The organism is Pedobacter frigiditerrae (genome assembly GCF_004331645.1).
GTDB classification, from domain to species: Bacteria; Bacteroidota; Bacteroidia; order Sphingobacteriales; family Sphingobacteriaceae; genus Pedobacter; species Pedobacter frigiditerrae.
In genome coordinates this window covers 33,611-47,434 of the sequence record NZ_SJSK01000009.1, presented here as the reverse complement: position 1 = coordinate 47,434, position 13,824 = coordinate 33,611, and the positions used below count along the sequence as shown (strand labels likewise).

Here is a 13,824-nt window from a genome sequence, read left to right as displayed (position 1 = left end):
TTAATCGCAACAAGGTCAGAAATATCACAAGGAATGTGAAAATTATTTTGTTTCGTCTTTTAACGCAAAAAAAAGAAGTATGCGCAAAGAGCGCAAAGAATATGGGGTTTAAATGAGTAAGCCACAGATTTACAGATTTCCCTTCGACTACCCTCAGGATGACATTCTGTAAATTTGTGGCTATCTAATATCTAAGTACTAAATACTATGTACTAGACTACAATATTCACAATCTTTCCTTTAACAAAGATGATTTTCTTAGGCGCTTTACCTTCTAAATAACCTTTAACTTGTTCGTTAGCTAAAACAGTTTCAGTTGCTTGTGTTTCATCTAAACTTAAGCTCAAGCTTAAATTCATCTTCATTTTACCGTTAATAGATATTGGATAAGCAAACTCCGCTTCCTCTAAATAAGCTGGATTAAACGTTGGGTAAGCTGCATTTGATAAATCCTTATTGCCTAATAAAGACCATAATTCTTCACAAATATGTGGCGCATAAGGAGAAAGTACAATTACTAAGTCTTCCAAAACTTGACGGTTTTTGCATTTCAAATCAGTTAATTCGTTAACTGCAATCATAAAGCTAGAAACTGATGTATTAAATGAAAAACGTTCTACATCATCTTGTACTTTTTTAATGATTTTATGCAATGCTTTTAATTCTGCTTTTGCAGGAATTGAATCTTCCACGTGGAATACCCATTCTTCATTGTGGAACAAACGCCAGAACTTACGCAAGAATTTAAATACACCTTCAATTCCGTTGGTGTTCCAAGGTTTACTTTGCTCTAATGGCCCCAAGAACATTTCGTACATACGCAAAGTATCTGCACCGTACTGTTGAGCTAAAACTTCAGGATTTACAACATTGTAATAGCGTTTTGACATCTTCTCAATTTCAAAACCGCATCTGAAAGGGCCTTCTGATATAAAAATTGATTTTTCAAACTCTCCATTCAAGAATGTCTTAAAATCTTCAACGTTTAGTATATCATTATTAACAATATTCACATCCGTGTGTATCGGAGTAAAAAGATTGTAGTAAATATCTGTGCTAATTTTTAATCGACAGGAAACTGAATTTAGATCCTCAGTCAAGTAAATATTATTTAGATTATTTTCTAAATCTAACCTTTTTTGAACATCTTCTTGAAGCCCCTTAATCATTTCACTAGAAATAAAAACTTGAGGTAGGGTTTGCTTTTTTACTTCAAGAGCCTCTATCTCATTTTCTTCTATTTGAATATTAGAAACCAAATCAAACTTTAATCTATAAGTGATACTACTTCTACCCTGTATCATCCCTTGGTTAATCAATTTTTTGAAAGGTTCTTCCTCGTTTACATAACCTAAATCTTTCAAAAACTTGTTCCAGAAACGGCTATATAACAAGTGACCAGTTGCATGTTCAGAACCACCAATGTACAAATCCACATCTTTCCAATAAGCGATGGCATCTTTTGATGCAAATTCACAATCATTTTGTGCATCCATGTAACGGTACCAGTACCAGCTACTACCTGCCCAACCTGGCATCGTAGAAAGTTCGTATTCGTATTGTTTTTCGTAGCTCCAATCAGTTGCCCTTCCTAAAGGCGGCTCGCCACTTTCAGTTGGTAAATATTTATCAATTTCTGGCAACATTAAAGGCAATTCTTCTTCCTTAATTAAATAAGGCAAACCATCTTTAAAGTAAACAGGGATTGGCTCTCCCCAATAACGCTGGCGACCAAAAATAGCATCACGCATGCGGTAATTTACTTTTGCTTTTCCAACTCCTTCTCTTTCTAACCAATGGTTTAAATAAGAAACTGCTTCTTTGTAACCTAAGTTGTTAATGAAATCAGAGTTGATATATTTCCCTTCCTTAGTTGGGTCGGCTTCTACTTCAATAGCCTTTTGTCCGTCTAATATTTGGATAATCGGTAAATCGAAATGTTTAGCAAACAACCAATCACGTTGATCGCCACTTGGCACACCCATTACCGCACCTGTTCCATAACCAGCTAAAACGTAATCAGCAATCCAAATTGGCACCAATTCATTATTAACAGGATTAATCACATAACTGCCGGTAAATGCTCCAGAAACTGTTTTTGTATCCGCCATGCGGTCTAATTCAGATTTCTTTTTAGTTTGAGCAATGTAATTAGTTATCGATTCTTTTTGAGCCTCAGTTGTTAAAGCTTGAACCAATTCGTGCTCTGGTGCTAAAACGATGAATGAAACACCGAAAATGGTATCAACACGGGTTGTGAAAACTTCGATGAAATCAGTATTGAGTATAGTGTATTGCGTATTGAGATTGCTTGTGTTAATTTTAAAGCGTACACTCGCTCCTACACTTTTGCCAATCCAGTTGCGCTGCATTTCTTTAACAGGTTCTGGCCAATCGATGGTATTTAAGCCTTGTAATAATCGCTCTGCATAAGCAGAAATACGCATACTCCATTGCATCATTTTTTTCTGTTCAACTGGATATCCTCCACGCTCAGAAAAACCATCTTTCACTTCATCGTTTGCCAAAACAGTTCCCAAAGCAGGGCACCAATTAACAGTACTTTCCTTTAAATAGGTAAGGCGATATTTTAATAATTCTTCTTGTTTTTGCTCGGCTGTAAATGTTGCCCAATCGCTTGGCATAAAACTTAATATGTCTTCATCGCAAACAGCTTTAACATCGGCACTGCCGCTAGCATTAAATTTTTCTATTAATGTGGTAATGTCTTCCGCTTTGTCGGTTTCTAAGTTGTACCAAGAATTAAACAATTGCATAAAAATCCATTGAGTCCATTTGTAATAACCTGGCTCACTGGTACGAACTTCCCGACTCCAATCAAAAGAAAAACCAATTTGGTCTAACTGGCGACGATAAGTTGCAATATTTGCTTCAGTTGTAATTGCTGGATGTTGACCAGTTTGAATGGCATACTGTTCTGCTGGCAAACCAAAAGAATCATATCCCATTGGGTGCAAAACATTAAAACCTTTTAGTCTTTTATATCTAGAGAAAATATCAGAAGCGATATAGCCAAGTGGATGCCCAACATGCAAACCCGCTCCAGATGGATAGGGAAACATATCTAACACATAGTATTTTGGTTTTGTAGAATTTGAATCGGCTTTAAATGTTTGATTTTCTGCCCAAAACTTTTGCCACTTCTGCTCGATGGCTGCAAATTGATAATCCATTAATTTCCTCGTTCTTAAATAGTTTGCAAAAATAAGGAAATTAAGCCTGTTTTTTAAGCGTTGAAAGAATAAAAAAACGCCATCTTCTTTTTAGAAGACAGCGTTTATATTAAATACTTGATTGAATCTCTTAACGACTCAAATAATAAGTCTCTGTAACCTTAGGATTTGAACCTACAACAGTTCCTGTAAACGTGAATTTGTTTTCTGTAATTGTAGTTGCTATGCAATCTAAATCCTTTGAAGAAAAATCAATATAAAAAGAATTATCTATACTAGAACTGAATCTTCCTACTGAACGATTTGTGCCCAAACCAAGTTCAACATCATCGTCTGAATTATCTCTAAAATCTATATAGTCTGAAGCAGCATAAGTTGTAGAAACTGCTTCGGCAGATCCAGTAGTCACATCAATTTTATTTACTTGCCACTTACCAATCATTTTAGACCTAAGTGGCTTTTCTTCAAAACTTTCTTTTTTACAAGCTGTAAAACTTGTCACAAAGAGCAAAATAAGGCTAGGTAGTATTAATTGTTTTTTCATTATAGGGGTTTTTTATTCTTAATCTATTATTGAAAACGTATCAAATGATATGCCAGTATAATTCATTAACGAAAAGTTAAATTATGTTAATATTAAAATCGGTAAGATTTGGTTTTGTTAAATTGCAGGTTATTAAGGTAATTGTTCAAAACAAAAGCCTTAAAATTTACGTTTTTGCTTATCTTTCTTTATTTTCGCAGAAACAAAAACACAGATACATGGAAGAATTTGAAGTAAGTGAGGCTTCTAAGAAGACCAAAACCATATACATCTCTACTATTTTTAGTATTGCATTAGTTTTACTGATGTTGGGTATGTTGGGCTTAATCTTGGTTCATGCAAAAAACTTATCCAATTATGTAAAAGAGAATATTGTTTTAAACATCATTCTTGATGAAGGCGCAAAGGAAACTGATATTCTTGCATTTAGAAAGGACGTAGAGAGCAATGTTTCTGTTAAACAAACTCAATATGTGAATAAGGAAGTTGCACAACATAACTTAACTAAAGACCTTGGTGAAGACTTTGTTAACTTTTTAGGTTACAACCCCTTACTTTCTACCATAGATGTGTACATGAAGGCCGATTATGCCAACAATGCAAACATTGATGCCTTAAAAAAGAAAATTGAAAAAAATCCAATCGTTAAAGAAGTAGTATATCAGAGTTCTTTAATAGATATGGTGAATAAAAATATCAGTACCATTAGTTTAATTGTATTGGGTTTTGCTATTATTTTATTGGTAATTGCCATCGCATTAATTAACAATACCATTCGTTTAGCCATATTCTCTCAACGCTTTTTAATTAAAAGCATGCAGCTGGTTGGCGCTACCAAAAATTTCATCAGAAAGCCGTTTATTCTGGTTGCAGCTTTACATGGTTTAATAGCTTCTTTCATTGCAATCATCATTTTATTAGGCCTTTTGTATTATGCCCAAAAAGAATTGCCAGAGATATTGATACTAAGAAACTATGCAGAATTTGGTTTTGTGTTAGTAGGAATGGTAGCAGTTGGCATTTTCATCACTTCAATAAGCACACTGTTTGCAGTGAGCAGATATTTACGTTTAAAACTTTACGATCTTTATAGATAATGGCAGAAAAAAAATCAGCTCCTGTAAAACAGGAAGAAAAAACAGACATGGTTTTTACCAAAAAAAATTACCAATTGTACTCAATTGCTATTGCTATAGTATTAATTGGCTTTATCTTAATGATTGGTACCACAGGTGATATTTACGATACCAGAAGAACTTTAATTGCGCCAATGGTAGTGTTATTTGGTTTTGGTTTCGGCATTTATGCCATCTTAAAAGACTAAGCCTTGAATTACGTACAAGCTTTAATCCTTGCTATTATTGAAGGATTAACAGAGTTCTTGCCAGTTTCGTCTACTGGTCATATGATTATTGGATCATCTGTAATGGGCATCGCCTCAGATCCATTTGTTAAATTATTTACCATCTGCATTCAATTAGGAGCAATACTTTCAGTAGTAGTCCTATACTTTAAGAAGTTTTTTAGAAGCGTTAATTTCTATATCAAATTAGTAATTGCATTTATTCCTGCAGCTGTCTTTGGCATTTTATTGAGTGATAAAATCGATGCAATGCTAGAAAGCCCACTAACAGTTGGCATTTCTTTATTAGTTGGTGGGATCATATTATTATTTGTAGATAAATGGTTCAATAATCCAACCATAAATGATGAAGAGGAAATCAATTATCTAACTGCTTTAAAAATTGGTTTTTTACAATGTTTAGCTATGATACCTGGAGTTTCTCGTTCTGGAGCAACCATTGTAGGTGGTATGAGTCAAAAATTAAGTAGAAAAGCAGCAGCAGAATTTTCTTTCTTTTTAGCAGTACCAACCATGTTTGCGGCTACCGGCAAAAAACTACTCGATTTTTATCAAGAAGGTCATCAAATTTCTAATGACCAATTTCAAATATTGATTTTCGGTAATGTAATAGCATTTATTGTGGCCCTATTGGCAATAAAAAGCTTTATTGGCTACCTAAATAAAAATGGATTTAGAATCTTTGGGTGGTATAGAATCATAGTTGGTTTGGTTATAATCGCATTGATTTTATCAGGGCATCAGCTGTCTATCATTTAATCCGTAGCTTTGCTCGGTAAATTAAATTACCATTTTGGATAACAATACAACTCAATTTCCTGATTTTAACTTTGCCGAAGGCGAGCTTCTTTTAATCAACAAACCTTATAAATGGACATCTTTTGATGTGGTTGGTAAAATTAGAAATTCACTTAAACCGCTAAAGTTAAAAGTTGGTCACGCAGGAACCTTAGATCCTTTAGCAACTGGCTTATTAATCATTTGCACTGGCAAACTCACCAAAAAAATTGACACTTTTCAGGCAGAGGAAAAAGAATATACTGGCACCATGATTTTGGGAGCTGGCACACCTTCATTTGACATGGAAACCGAAGTTGATGCTCAATTTCCAATTGACAAAATCACTGATGAGGAGATTTACCAAGCAGTTGAACCTTTTAAAGGAGATATAGAACAATATCCACCAGCTCACTCTGCTGTAAAGGTAAATGGAGAACGCTTATACGTTAAAGCTCGATTAGGGGAAGAGGTAGAGCTGAGAAAACGCTTTGTAACCGTAAGCGAATTTGAAATTACTAGGATTGATTTACCAGAGGTAGATTTCAGAATAGTTTGCAGCAAGGGCACTTATATTCGCTCTTTAGTTTCAGACTTTGGCAAACAACTGAACAATGCCGCTTATCTTTCTAAACTAACCAGAACACGTAGCGGAAATTTTTTACTTTCTAATGCATTTGAAGTAGCAGATTTGGTTCATTATCTTCGTAATAAGCGCGAAGAGAAGAAACTAGAAACTAACCCTGATTAAATCGGCCCTATGGAAAACATCAAAAGTAAAAATACTCGATTCTTAAAAGAGGGAACTTTAATTATTTGCGGTGTAGTTTCTGCATGTTTTGGACTAAAGAGTTTTTTACTACCAAGTCATTTTATTGATGGCGGCGTAACTGGTATTTCTCTTTTGGTAAAAGCCTTAACAGGATGGAATCTATCTTATCTAATTGTCATTATCAATATTCCATTCATTTTAATGGGTTATAAACAAATAGGAAGAAGCTTTGCTATCAAAACAGCAGTTGCAATAGCTTTACTATCCCTAGCACTTGTTTTCCTGCCTTTTAACCCTATTACACATGACAAGTTATTAATTGCATTTTTTGGAGGTTTCTTTTTAGGAGGGGGCATTGGTTTAGCTATGCGTGGTGGTTGTGTAATTGACGGAACTGAGGTTTTAGCCTTATACATTAGTAGAAATAGCATGTTAACGGTAGGAAATATTATCCTCATTTTAAACATCGTTATTTTCGCTTTCGCTGCCTACTTCTTAAATATTGAAACCGCACTTTATGCCATCCTTACCTATTTATCCGCTTCAAATACTGTAGATTTTATTGTTAATGGATTAGAAGCCTATACTGGAGTAACCATAATTTCAGATAAAAATGATGAGATTAAACATTTTATCATAACAGACATGAAAAGAGGTGTTACTGTTTATAAAGGCGAAGGTGGCTACTTAGAGAAAAAAGACATAGACATTATCTATACAGTTGTAACAAAATTGGAAATGAGCAAGTTACAATCTCAAATAAGACAAATAGACCCCGATGCCTTTGTTGTACAACAGCAAATTGCAGATTTAAAAGGTGGTGTTGTAAAACGCCAGGCTTTACATTAATACTTACGTTTTGAAGATATATAATCAGCTTTCTGAGTTTAAAAAGTTAAATAATGCTGTAGTTACCATCGGCACTTTTGATGGTGTTCATTATGGTCACCAAAAAATTATAAAACGCCTTTGCGAATTGGCAAAATCTACCGGCGGCGAAAGTGTAATTCTAACGTTTTTCCCGCACCCACGTATGATTATCGACCCAGAAAATCAAGACTTAAAAATGATCAATACCATTAAAGAGAAAGCTGAAATATTAGCCAATCTTGGTGTAGACCATTTAATCATTACACCCTTTACCAGGGATTTCTCTAACCTAGATGCTACAGATTATATCAAAAACATATTGATAGACACAATTGGCACTAAACAAATTATTGTAGGATATGACCATCGTTTTGGAAAAGACAGAAAAGGTGGTATGAATGAGCTACAGCAGTTCTCAAAAGTTTATGGATATGAGATTGAAGAAATTCCAGAACAAGACATTAATGACGTAGCAGTAAGCTCTACCAAAATCCGTAAAGCATTATTAGATGGAGATGTTTCTTTAGCAGCAAAATATTTAGGTTATCATTTTTCCATTAGCGGACCAGTTATAAAAGGCGATAAAATTGGAAGAACAATAGGTTTCCCAACAGCAAACATCTTTGTAGAAGAAACTTACAAAATCATCCCTAGTGATGGTATTTATGCCGTTACAGTTGAAATGGGTTTCGAGTCTGGAGATGGGAGCTTGGAGTTTAAGCCCACAACTCACAACTCACAACTCACAACTTATCAAGGAATGGCCTACATCGGGCAACGCCCAACCATAAACGGAATGACAAGAAATATTGAAGTGAATATTTTTGATTTTAACCGTGAGATTTATGGTCAAACCATTAAAATGAACTTCTTAAAGTTCTTACGTCACGATGTGAAATTTACTGGACTAGAAGCCTTAACCGAGCAATTACATCAAGATAAAAGAGACACTTTAGCTTTTTTCGCATCAAATCCCGCCTAAGAAAAGCATCTTAAAGCCTACTGAATAGATTATTTTTCACTATATTTAAGGCAATGAGGTTTTTAATTGCTTTTATATTGCTATTTGGTTCAAACTTTTCCATCGCCAATGCGATTGAAAATAAAACTAATGCCGTAATCAAAAAATCGAGTGCAAAACCTAGTTTTTCATCAAAAAAAGAAGTTCATTCCTTAAATGAGCCTTTATTTGAACTAGTTGATAGAATACAGCAAAATATAAATCACCATGTGTTATCTATTGCAACATTTGTTGATAGCTCGATAACATTTAAATCCATTTCAACTCAAGCTATAAAGGTTTTTAAAAGAACCGTTAATTATAGTTATCAGTTTATTTTTAACTGCCTATTTCCAAAGCATACTTTTTGGTAAGAATTTTTGCTAAACACATTAATTTTTATTCAACAAAAAATATACTTTATGATTCACTTACCTGTATTAATAGCCGATTTAGGCCTTATTCTTGCCGCAGCTGGAGTTATTACACTCCTATTTAAAAAAATAAAACAACCTTTAGTCTTAGGCTATATCATTGCTGGATTATTGGTTGGTCCACACATTAAAATTATCCCTACTGTTAGCGATTATAAAAGTATTACCATTTGGGGCGAGATAGGCGTTATCTTCTTATTGTTTAGCCTCGGACTAGAATTCAGTTTTAAAAAACTGGTAAAGGTTGGAGGTTCTTCATCTATAACCGCAATTGTTAAAGTGCTATTTATCATTCTTGGTGGTTATTTAATTGGCCTTGCAATGGGATGGAACGATATGGATAGCATCTTCTTAGGAGGAATCATTTCCATATCATCTACCATGATCACCATTAAGGCATTTGAAGAACTTGGTATTAAACATAAAAAGTTTGCCGGTTTAGTATTTGGGGTACTCATCGTAGAAGATTTGGTTGCCATTTTATTATTGGTGCTATTTTCTACAATGGCCGTTAGTCAGCAATCTGCTGGACCAGAGATGATTAAATCTATCCTTAAATTGAGTTTCTTTTTAGTGCTCTGGTTTTTAGGTGGCATTTTTCTAATTCCAACTTTTTTAAAGGCTACCAAAAAACTAATGAATGATGAAACGATGTTGGTGGTATCATTAGCATTATGCCTGGTGATGGTATTATTGGCAGACAAAGCTGGTTTTTCTCCTGCTTTGGGTGCATTTATCATGGGTTCTATACTGGCCGAGACTACACAAGCAGAACGCATAGAACATTTAACAAAATCTGTTAAAGATTTATTTGCAGCCGTGTTTTTTGTTTCGGTTGGTATGCTAATCAATCCAACTGTTTTAATAGCATATGCATTACCTATATTGTTTATCACTTTAGTTATCATTTTCGGAAAAATTCTATTTACAACCTTAGGTGCTTTATTGGCTGGTCAACCTCTTAAAACTGCCGTACAAGCTGGTATGAGTTTAGCTCAAATTGGTGAGTTTTCATTCATTATTGCCACACTAGGCGTTAGTTTAAAAGTAACTAGCGAATTCCTTTACCCTATTGCTGTTGCCGCGGCTGCGATTACCACTTTTACGACACCTTATTTAATCAAATTATCAGAACCATTTTATAAGTTCCTAAACAACAGGCTTCCTGAAAAATGGCTAGACGCGATTGAAAGATATAGTTCAAGTACTGCGGGAATTACCACTTTAAGCGACTGGAGAATCCTATTAAGGTCTTATATATTCAATACAATTATTCACGCTGTAATTATTATCTCCATCATTTTATTGGCAGCTAGGTTTTTAAATCCATTTATAGCAAATCAATTAGATTTTGGTGCAAATTCAACCATCATTAGTGTAATTGTATCCTTTATTTTGATGTCGCCATTTTTATGGGCACTATCCATCAGAAGGATACAAAAAACAGCTTATTCTCACCTTTGGTTAAACAAGAGATATACCCGTGGCCCTTTAATAGCCATAGAAGTATTTAGAATACTTTTAGGGATTTTCTTCGTAGGCTTTTTAATGTATGAATTTTTCGACACATGGATAGCCGCTTTAATTGCGTTAATATTGGTGGTATCAGTAATGATTATCTTTTCGAGAAAGCTTCAATCATTTTATAATAAATTGGAGACAAGATTTATTTTGAACTTAAATGCAAGAGAAAATAGAACGCCAAATATTTTGCCTTGGGATACTCACTTAACTGAAATTACTGTTGCCCCAGAATCTGAACTGGTAGGAAAAACATTAGTCGATTTAAAAATCAGGGAACAATATGGCGTTAACATCGCCATGATCGAAAGAGGAAAAATCAATATTTCTACACCTAATAGAGATGAACGATTATATCCTTATGATAAACTATTAGTTATTGGAACAGACGACCAGTTAGCAAATATTAAACCCTTATTTGAGGGAATAGTTGATGAGACATTAGTTTCAATACCAATGGAAGACATGTCCTTACAAAAAATTGTGATTAACAGTAAATCTCCTGTTTTTGGACAAACCATTAGGGATTCTGGCATTAGAGAACAAACCCAAGGTTTGGTTGTAGGAATTGAAAGAAATGGAGAACGCATCTTAAATCCAGATTCAAATTTGACATTCGAAAACGGAGATATTGTTTGGATTGTGGGTAACAACAAGAAGATACCAGAGCTGTTGAAATAAGGTATTGCCACCCGATAGATTATCAGGTGGCAAATTTTTGTATTGTCGTCATACCCAACTTGTTCCGATGGCTATCCTAATGCAATTGCTAGGTTAAGTGTTTGGCTTGATGCATAAGATTAAAGTTATGCTGGCAATGGTGCACCTATTTGGGGAATTACTCCCTAGTAGTTCTTAATGGAACAAAAGAGGTTTTTCAAACCTCTCCCACTCTAAGCCCTAATCATCCTTAGTACCAGTTATGTTAAAGCTCGTATTATACCATCCTTTTGGAACAGTATCATCTGCAATGCCCTCCTTAAAACTTGCGGCGAAAATCCCTGCAGGGTTAAACTTCTTATCGTTTACCGTTGTTCGGTTGGAGGAGAATAATAGGCTTAAGCCAAAAATGCAAACGGAGCCAACAGGGAAATTATAACTAAATGTTTGCGCTGCTGTCATTACTTGAGTTTTTTCCAAATCTATATATTGGGTTGGTGCCCTAAACCCTAATGCCTTGCCCAGGTTAAAGAATACAGGTTGGATTTGAATGCTCACCTTATCTGTGTTGTCGGGGAACCTCATGTTTTTAGAAACCTTAAAGGAAGGGATGGTGATATGTACCTTGTCATCCTCATGGGTTACCCTTGGCATCAACAAAAGCGAGTCTACCAATAGAGAGTTGGTGTAAACTCAAAACCCTTTCCTATTGAAACTGTCAATCGTCTCAAGACCACTTCTGCATCGTTACTGCATCGTATCAGAAAGTAAATGAGTCCAATATGAGTCCAGTATGAGTCCAATATGTGTCCAACTATTTATAATAAAACTTGGACTAACTATAGAGATATTTTAAATTTACTATTGTAACATAGATATACATTCACGACCTTAACCCTAACCAGTAGCGACTACGTCTAGACCAAATGACCACCAACAATCGAAGAACATCAGAACCACAAAATGAAAATAGCTATTGAGATTGGGGGTAATTACATAAGATTTAGGATTCGACTCGTATATCCTCAGAAGTCAGGATGATTTTTTTTCAATCTCAGTGTCTGAAGAACGCAGAATCCCTAAGTGAGTTTGTCAGATTAGAGTTCTTCTACAGCGTAGTCCCTTTGAGCAATGCCATTAAGTTAGGTAGTGCAATACTTGTCTGTCTGAGCGCCTGGCTGTTGCAGAAAGGTAGGCAAAGATCTTTTAGATGGTCAAAAAAAAATAATTTGCCGTTCTACCCCAGAAGTCGGGACAGGTTCGCTCAGGGTGACAATTATTTTTTGTTTTCATCTATCCTTTGAGACAAAGTCGGAATGACAAGTGCTAAAAATTGTTTAATTTTAATTTCAAACAATTGATTATGGCACAATATGATGAACGTGTAGATACTTATATCAACAAAGCAGAGCCTTTTGCCCAACCCATTTTAAATCACATTAGAAATTTGGCACATCAAGTGTCGCCATTAATTAATGAAAATATAAAATGGGGCTTCCCTCACTTTGAATATAAAGCCACGATTTGCTCTATGGCATCTTTTAAAGCCCATTGTGCTTTTGGGTTTTGGAAAGCTTCGTTAATGAAAGACCCCTATCAATTATTTGGAGAAAGAGATAGTACCATGGGACAATTGGGCAGAATTGAAAAATTAGAAGACCTACCTTCTGATAAAATTTTAACGGAATATATTTTAGAAGCTTTAAGGATTGATGAATCTGGTGTAAAGCTAAAAAAGGCAGTTACCACACCAAAAGCAGAAATACCTATGCCTACAGATTTTGCGGATACATTAAGTCAAAATCCAAAAGCGAAACAAATTTTTGAGAACTTTAGCCCTTCTCATAAAAGAGAATACCTAGAATGGATTACAACCGCTAAAACCGAAGCTACCAGATTAAAAAGGATGACAACTACAATCGAGTGGTTAACAGAAGGAAAATCGTTGAATTGGAAGTATCAGAGATGAGTTAAAAGTTGTAGGTTGAAAGTTAAAAGCCTGGATGCTTAGAAAAGAACTATGCTAATACGACCAGTCTTTATTCTTTACTCCTTGCTCCTTAATCTCTACCTTACTTCCCTAAAGCTTCTTTAACTATTTCCCTGTTTGGTTTTGATACTGGAATTTTCTCATTATTATTTAACTGCAACATTCCACCGTCTTCTTTTAGCCAACTTTTCACATAAATTGGATTTACCAAATGGCTTTGATGCGTGCGCAAAAATCCTTTTGGTTTTAATTGGTCGGCATATTCTTTTAAAGATCGTGAAACTAAAATATTTTCCCCTTCTAACACGAACTTCGTATAATTATCGTCTGCTTCGCACCTAATGATTTCAGCAATTTCCACATATCTTATTTCACTTTGTTGGGGTAAAGCTATTTTGGAACTTTCTTTAAATTTAAATGCTACGTCAGATGTTGACGTAGCATTCTGCATTTTGTCAAGTTCATTAGCTCCATTTACATTAACTGTATAATGGTTTACTGGGAAGCCTTGATTAAAGTTGTCTTTTTTTTTATTTATCGAATTAACTATTAAGATAATTGCTATTGGTATCCCAATAAGAAAAAATAGCGAAACGAAGATCATGACTAGTTCAAGACCACCCAAGTTTAAGAATTCTAGTAACATCATAGATTTAAATTACCAAGTTCGACATTGAAAATGGTTTGACCAAAACTATA

13 protein-coding genes are annotated in these 13,824 nt (G+C 34.7%); 9 read left to right on the top strand and 4 right to left on the bottom strand.

Translation table 11 applies throughout. The annotated features are described in order from the left end of the window. Positions 1-212 precede the first annotated feature (212 nt). On the bottom strand, positions 213-3,194 hold the full coding sequence (locus EZ428_RS23240) for a leucine--tRNA ligase (RefSeq protein WP_131555740.1): 2,982 nt from the start codon (positions 3,192-3,194) through the stop codon (positions 213-215). Positions 3,195-3,324: 130 nt separating this feature from the next. Then, entirely contained in the window at positions 3,325-3,738 is a 414-nt protein-coding gene (locus EZ428_RS23235; RefSeq protein WP_131555739.1) for a hypothetical protein, read from the bottom strand. A 218-nt stretch (positions 3,739-3,956) separates the two neighbouring features. Here EZ428_RS23235 and EZ428_RS23230 point away from each other — a divergent pair, with 218 nt between their 5' ends. Genes EZ428_RS23230 through EZ428_RS23195 form a run of 8 tightly spaced genes read left to right on the top strand, consistent with a single transcriptional unit; the run spans position 3,957 to position 11,156 of the window. Then, positions 3,957-4,835 (top strand): cell division protein FtsX, encoded by an 879-nt coding sequence (locus EZ428_RS23230; protein WP_131555789.1) that lies wholly within the window; start codon positions 3,957-3,959, stop codon positions 4,833-4,835. Next, a complete protein-coding gene (locus EZ428_RS23225; protein WP_131555738.1) occupies positions 4,835-5,062 on the top strand; it encodes a DUF3098 domain-containing protein in 228 nt (75 codons plus the stop codon). The genes EZ428_RS23230 and EZ428_RS23225 overlap by 1 nt, the downstream gene beginning before the upstream one ends. A gap of 3 nt (positions 5,063-5,065) precedes the next feature. Beyond that, entirely contained in the window at positions 5,066-5,860 is a 795-nt protein-coding gene (locus EZ428_RS23220) for an undecaprenyl-diphosphate phosphatase (protein ID WP_131555737.1), read from the top strand. A gap of 31 nt (positions 5,861-5,891) precedes the next feature. Next, positions 5,892-6,629, top strand: coding sequence for a tRNA pseudouridine(55) synthase TruB (gene truB, locus EZ428_RS23215; protein WP_394343160.1), 738 nt, complete (start codon positions 5,892-5,894; stop codon positions 6,627-6,629). A 9-nt stretch (positions 6,630-6,638) separates the two neighbouring features. Next, the gene (locus EZ428_RS23210) at positions 6,639-7,499 is read left to right on the top strand and encodes a YitT family protein (RefSeq protein WP_131555735.1); all 861 of its coding nucleotides are present in this window, start codon (positions 6,639-6,641) and stop codon (positions 7,497-7,499) included. 10 nt (positions 7,500-7,509) lie between these two features. Next, positions 7,510-8,502: a bifunctional riboflavin kinase/FAD synthetase gene (locus EZ428_RS23205; protein WP_131555734.1), complete on the top strand. Its 993-nt coding sequence runs from the start codon at positions 7,510-7,512 to the stop codon at positions 8,500-8,502. A 53-nt stretch (positions 8,503-8,555) separates the two neighbouring features. Then, positions 8,556-8,894 carry a hypothetical protein gene (locus EZ428_RS23200; RefSeq protein WP_131555733.1) on the top strand — a complete coding sequence of 113 codons (339 nt, stop codon included), beginning with the start codon at positions 8,556-8,558 and terminating at the stop codon, positions 8,892-8,894. A 48-nt stretch (positions 8,895-8,942) separates the two neighbouring features. After that, positions 8,943-11,156, top strand: coding sequence for a cation:proton antiporter domain-containing protein (locus EZ428_RS23195; RefSeq protein WP_131555732.1), 2,214 nt, complete (start codon positions 8,943-8,945; stop codon positions 11,154-11,156). A gap of 219 nt (positions 11,157-11,375) precedes the next feature. Here EZ428_RS23195 and EZ428_RS23190 read toward each other — a convergent pair whose 3' ends face one another. After that, positions 11,376-11,810 (bottom strand): hypothetical protein, encoded by a 435-nt coding sequence (locus EZ428_RS23190; protein WP_131555731.1) that lies wholly within the window; start codon positions 11,808-11,810, stop codon positions 11,376-11,378. A gap of 688 nt (positions 11,811-12,498) precedes the next feature. Here EZ428_RS23190 and EZ428_RS23185 point away from each other — a divergent pair. Next, complete coding sequence (locus EZ428_RS23185; RefSeq protein WP_131555730.1) at positions 12,499-13,104, top strand: YdeI/OmpD-associated family protein; 606 nt, start codon at positions 12,499-12,501, stop codon at positions 13,102-13,104. 103 nt (positions 13,105-13,207) lie between these two features. Here the strand turns inward: EZ428_RS23185 and EZ428_RS23180 are convergent, their stop codons facing one another. Continuing rightward, positions 13,208-13,774: a LytR/AlgR family response regulator transcription factor gene (locus EZ428_RS23180; RefSeq protein WP_131555729.1), complete on the bottom strand. Its 567-nt coding sequence runs from the start codon at positions 13,772-13,774 to the stop codon at positions 13,208-13,210. Between the last annotated feature and the right edge of the window lie 50 nt (positions 13,775-13,824).

Excerpts from the sequence above, each read along its gene's own strand:
- EZ428_RS23240 (WP_131555740.1), bottom strand. The coding sequence starts at position 3,194 with ATGGATTATCAATTTGCAGCCATCGAGCAGAAGTGGCAAAAGTTTTGG.
- EZ428_RS23235 (WP_131555739.1), bottom strand. The coding sequence starts at position 3,738 with ATGAAAAAACAATTAATACTACCTAGCCTTATTTTGCTCTTTGTGACA.
- EZ428_RS23230 (WP_131555789.1), top strand. The coding sequence starts at position 3,957 with ATGGAAGAATTTGAAGTAAGTGAGGCTTCTAAGAAGACCAAAACCATA.
- EZ428_RS23225 (WP_131555738.1), top strand. The coding sequence starts at position 4,835 with ATGGCAGAAAAAAAATCAGCTCCTGTAAAACAGGAAGAAAAAACAGAC.
- EZ428_RS23210 (WP_131555735.1), top strand. The coding sequence starts at position 6,639 with ATGGAAAACATCAAAAGTAAAAATACTCGATTCTTAAAAGAGGGAACT.
- EZ428_RS23200 (WP_131555733.1), top strand. The coding sequence starts at position 8,556 with ATGAGGTTTTTAATTGCTTTTATATTGCTATTTGGTTCAAACTTTTCC.
- EZ428_RS23195 (WP_131555732.1), top strand. The coding sequence starts at position 8,943 with ATGATTCACTTACCTGTATTAATAGCCGATTTAGGCCTTATTCTTGCC.
- EZ428_RS23185 (WP_131555730.1), top strand. The coding sequence starts at position 12,499 with ATGGCACAATATGATGAACGTGTAGATACTTATATCAACAAAGCAGAG.
- EZ428_RS23180 (WP_131555729.1), bottom strand. The coding sequence starts at position 13,774 with ATGATGTTACTAGAATTCTTAAACTTGGGTGGTCTTGAACTAGTCATG.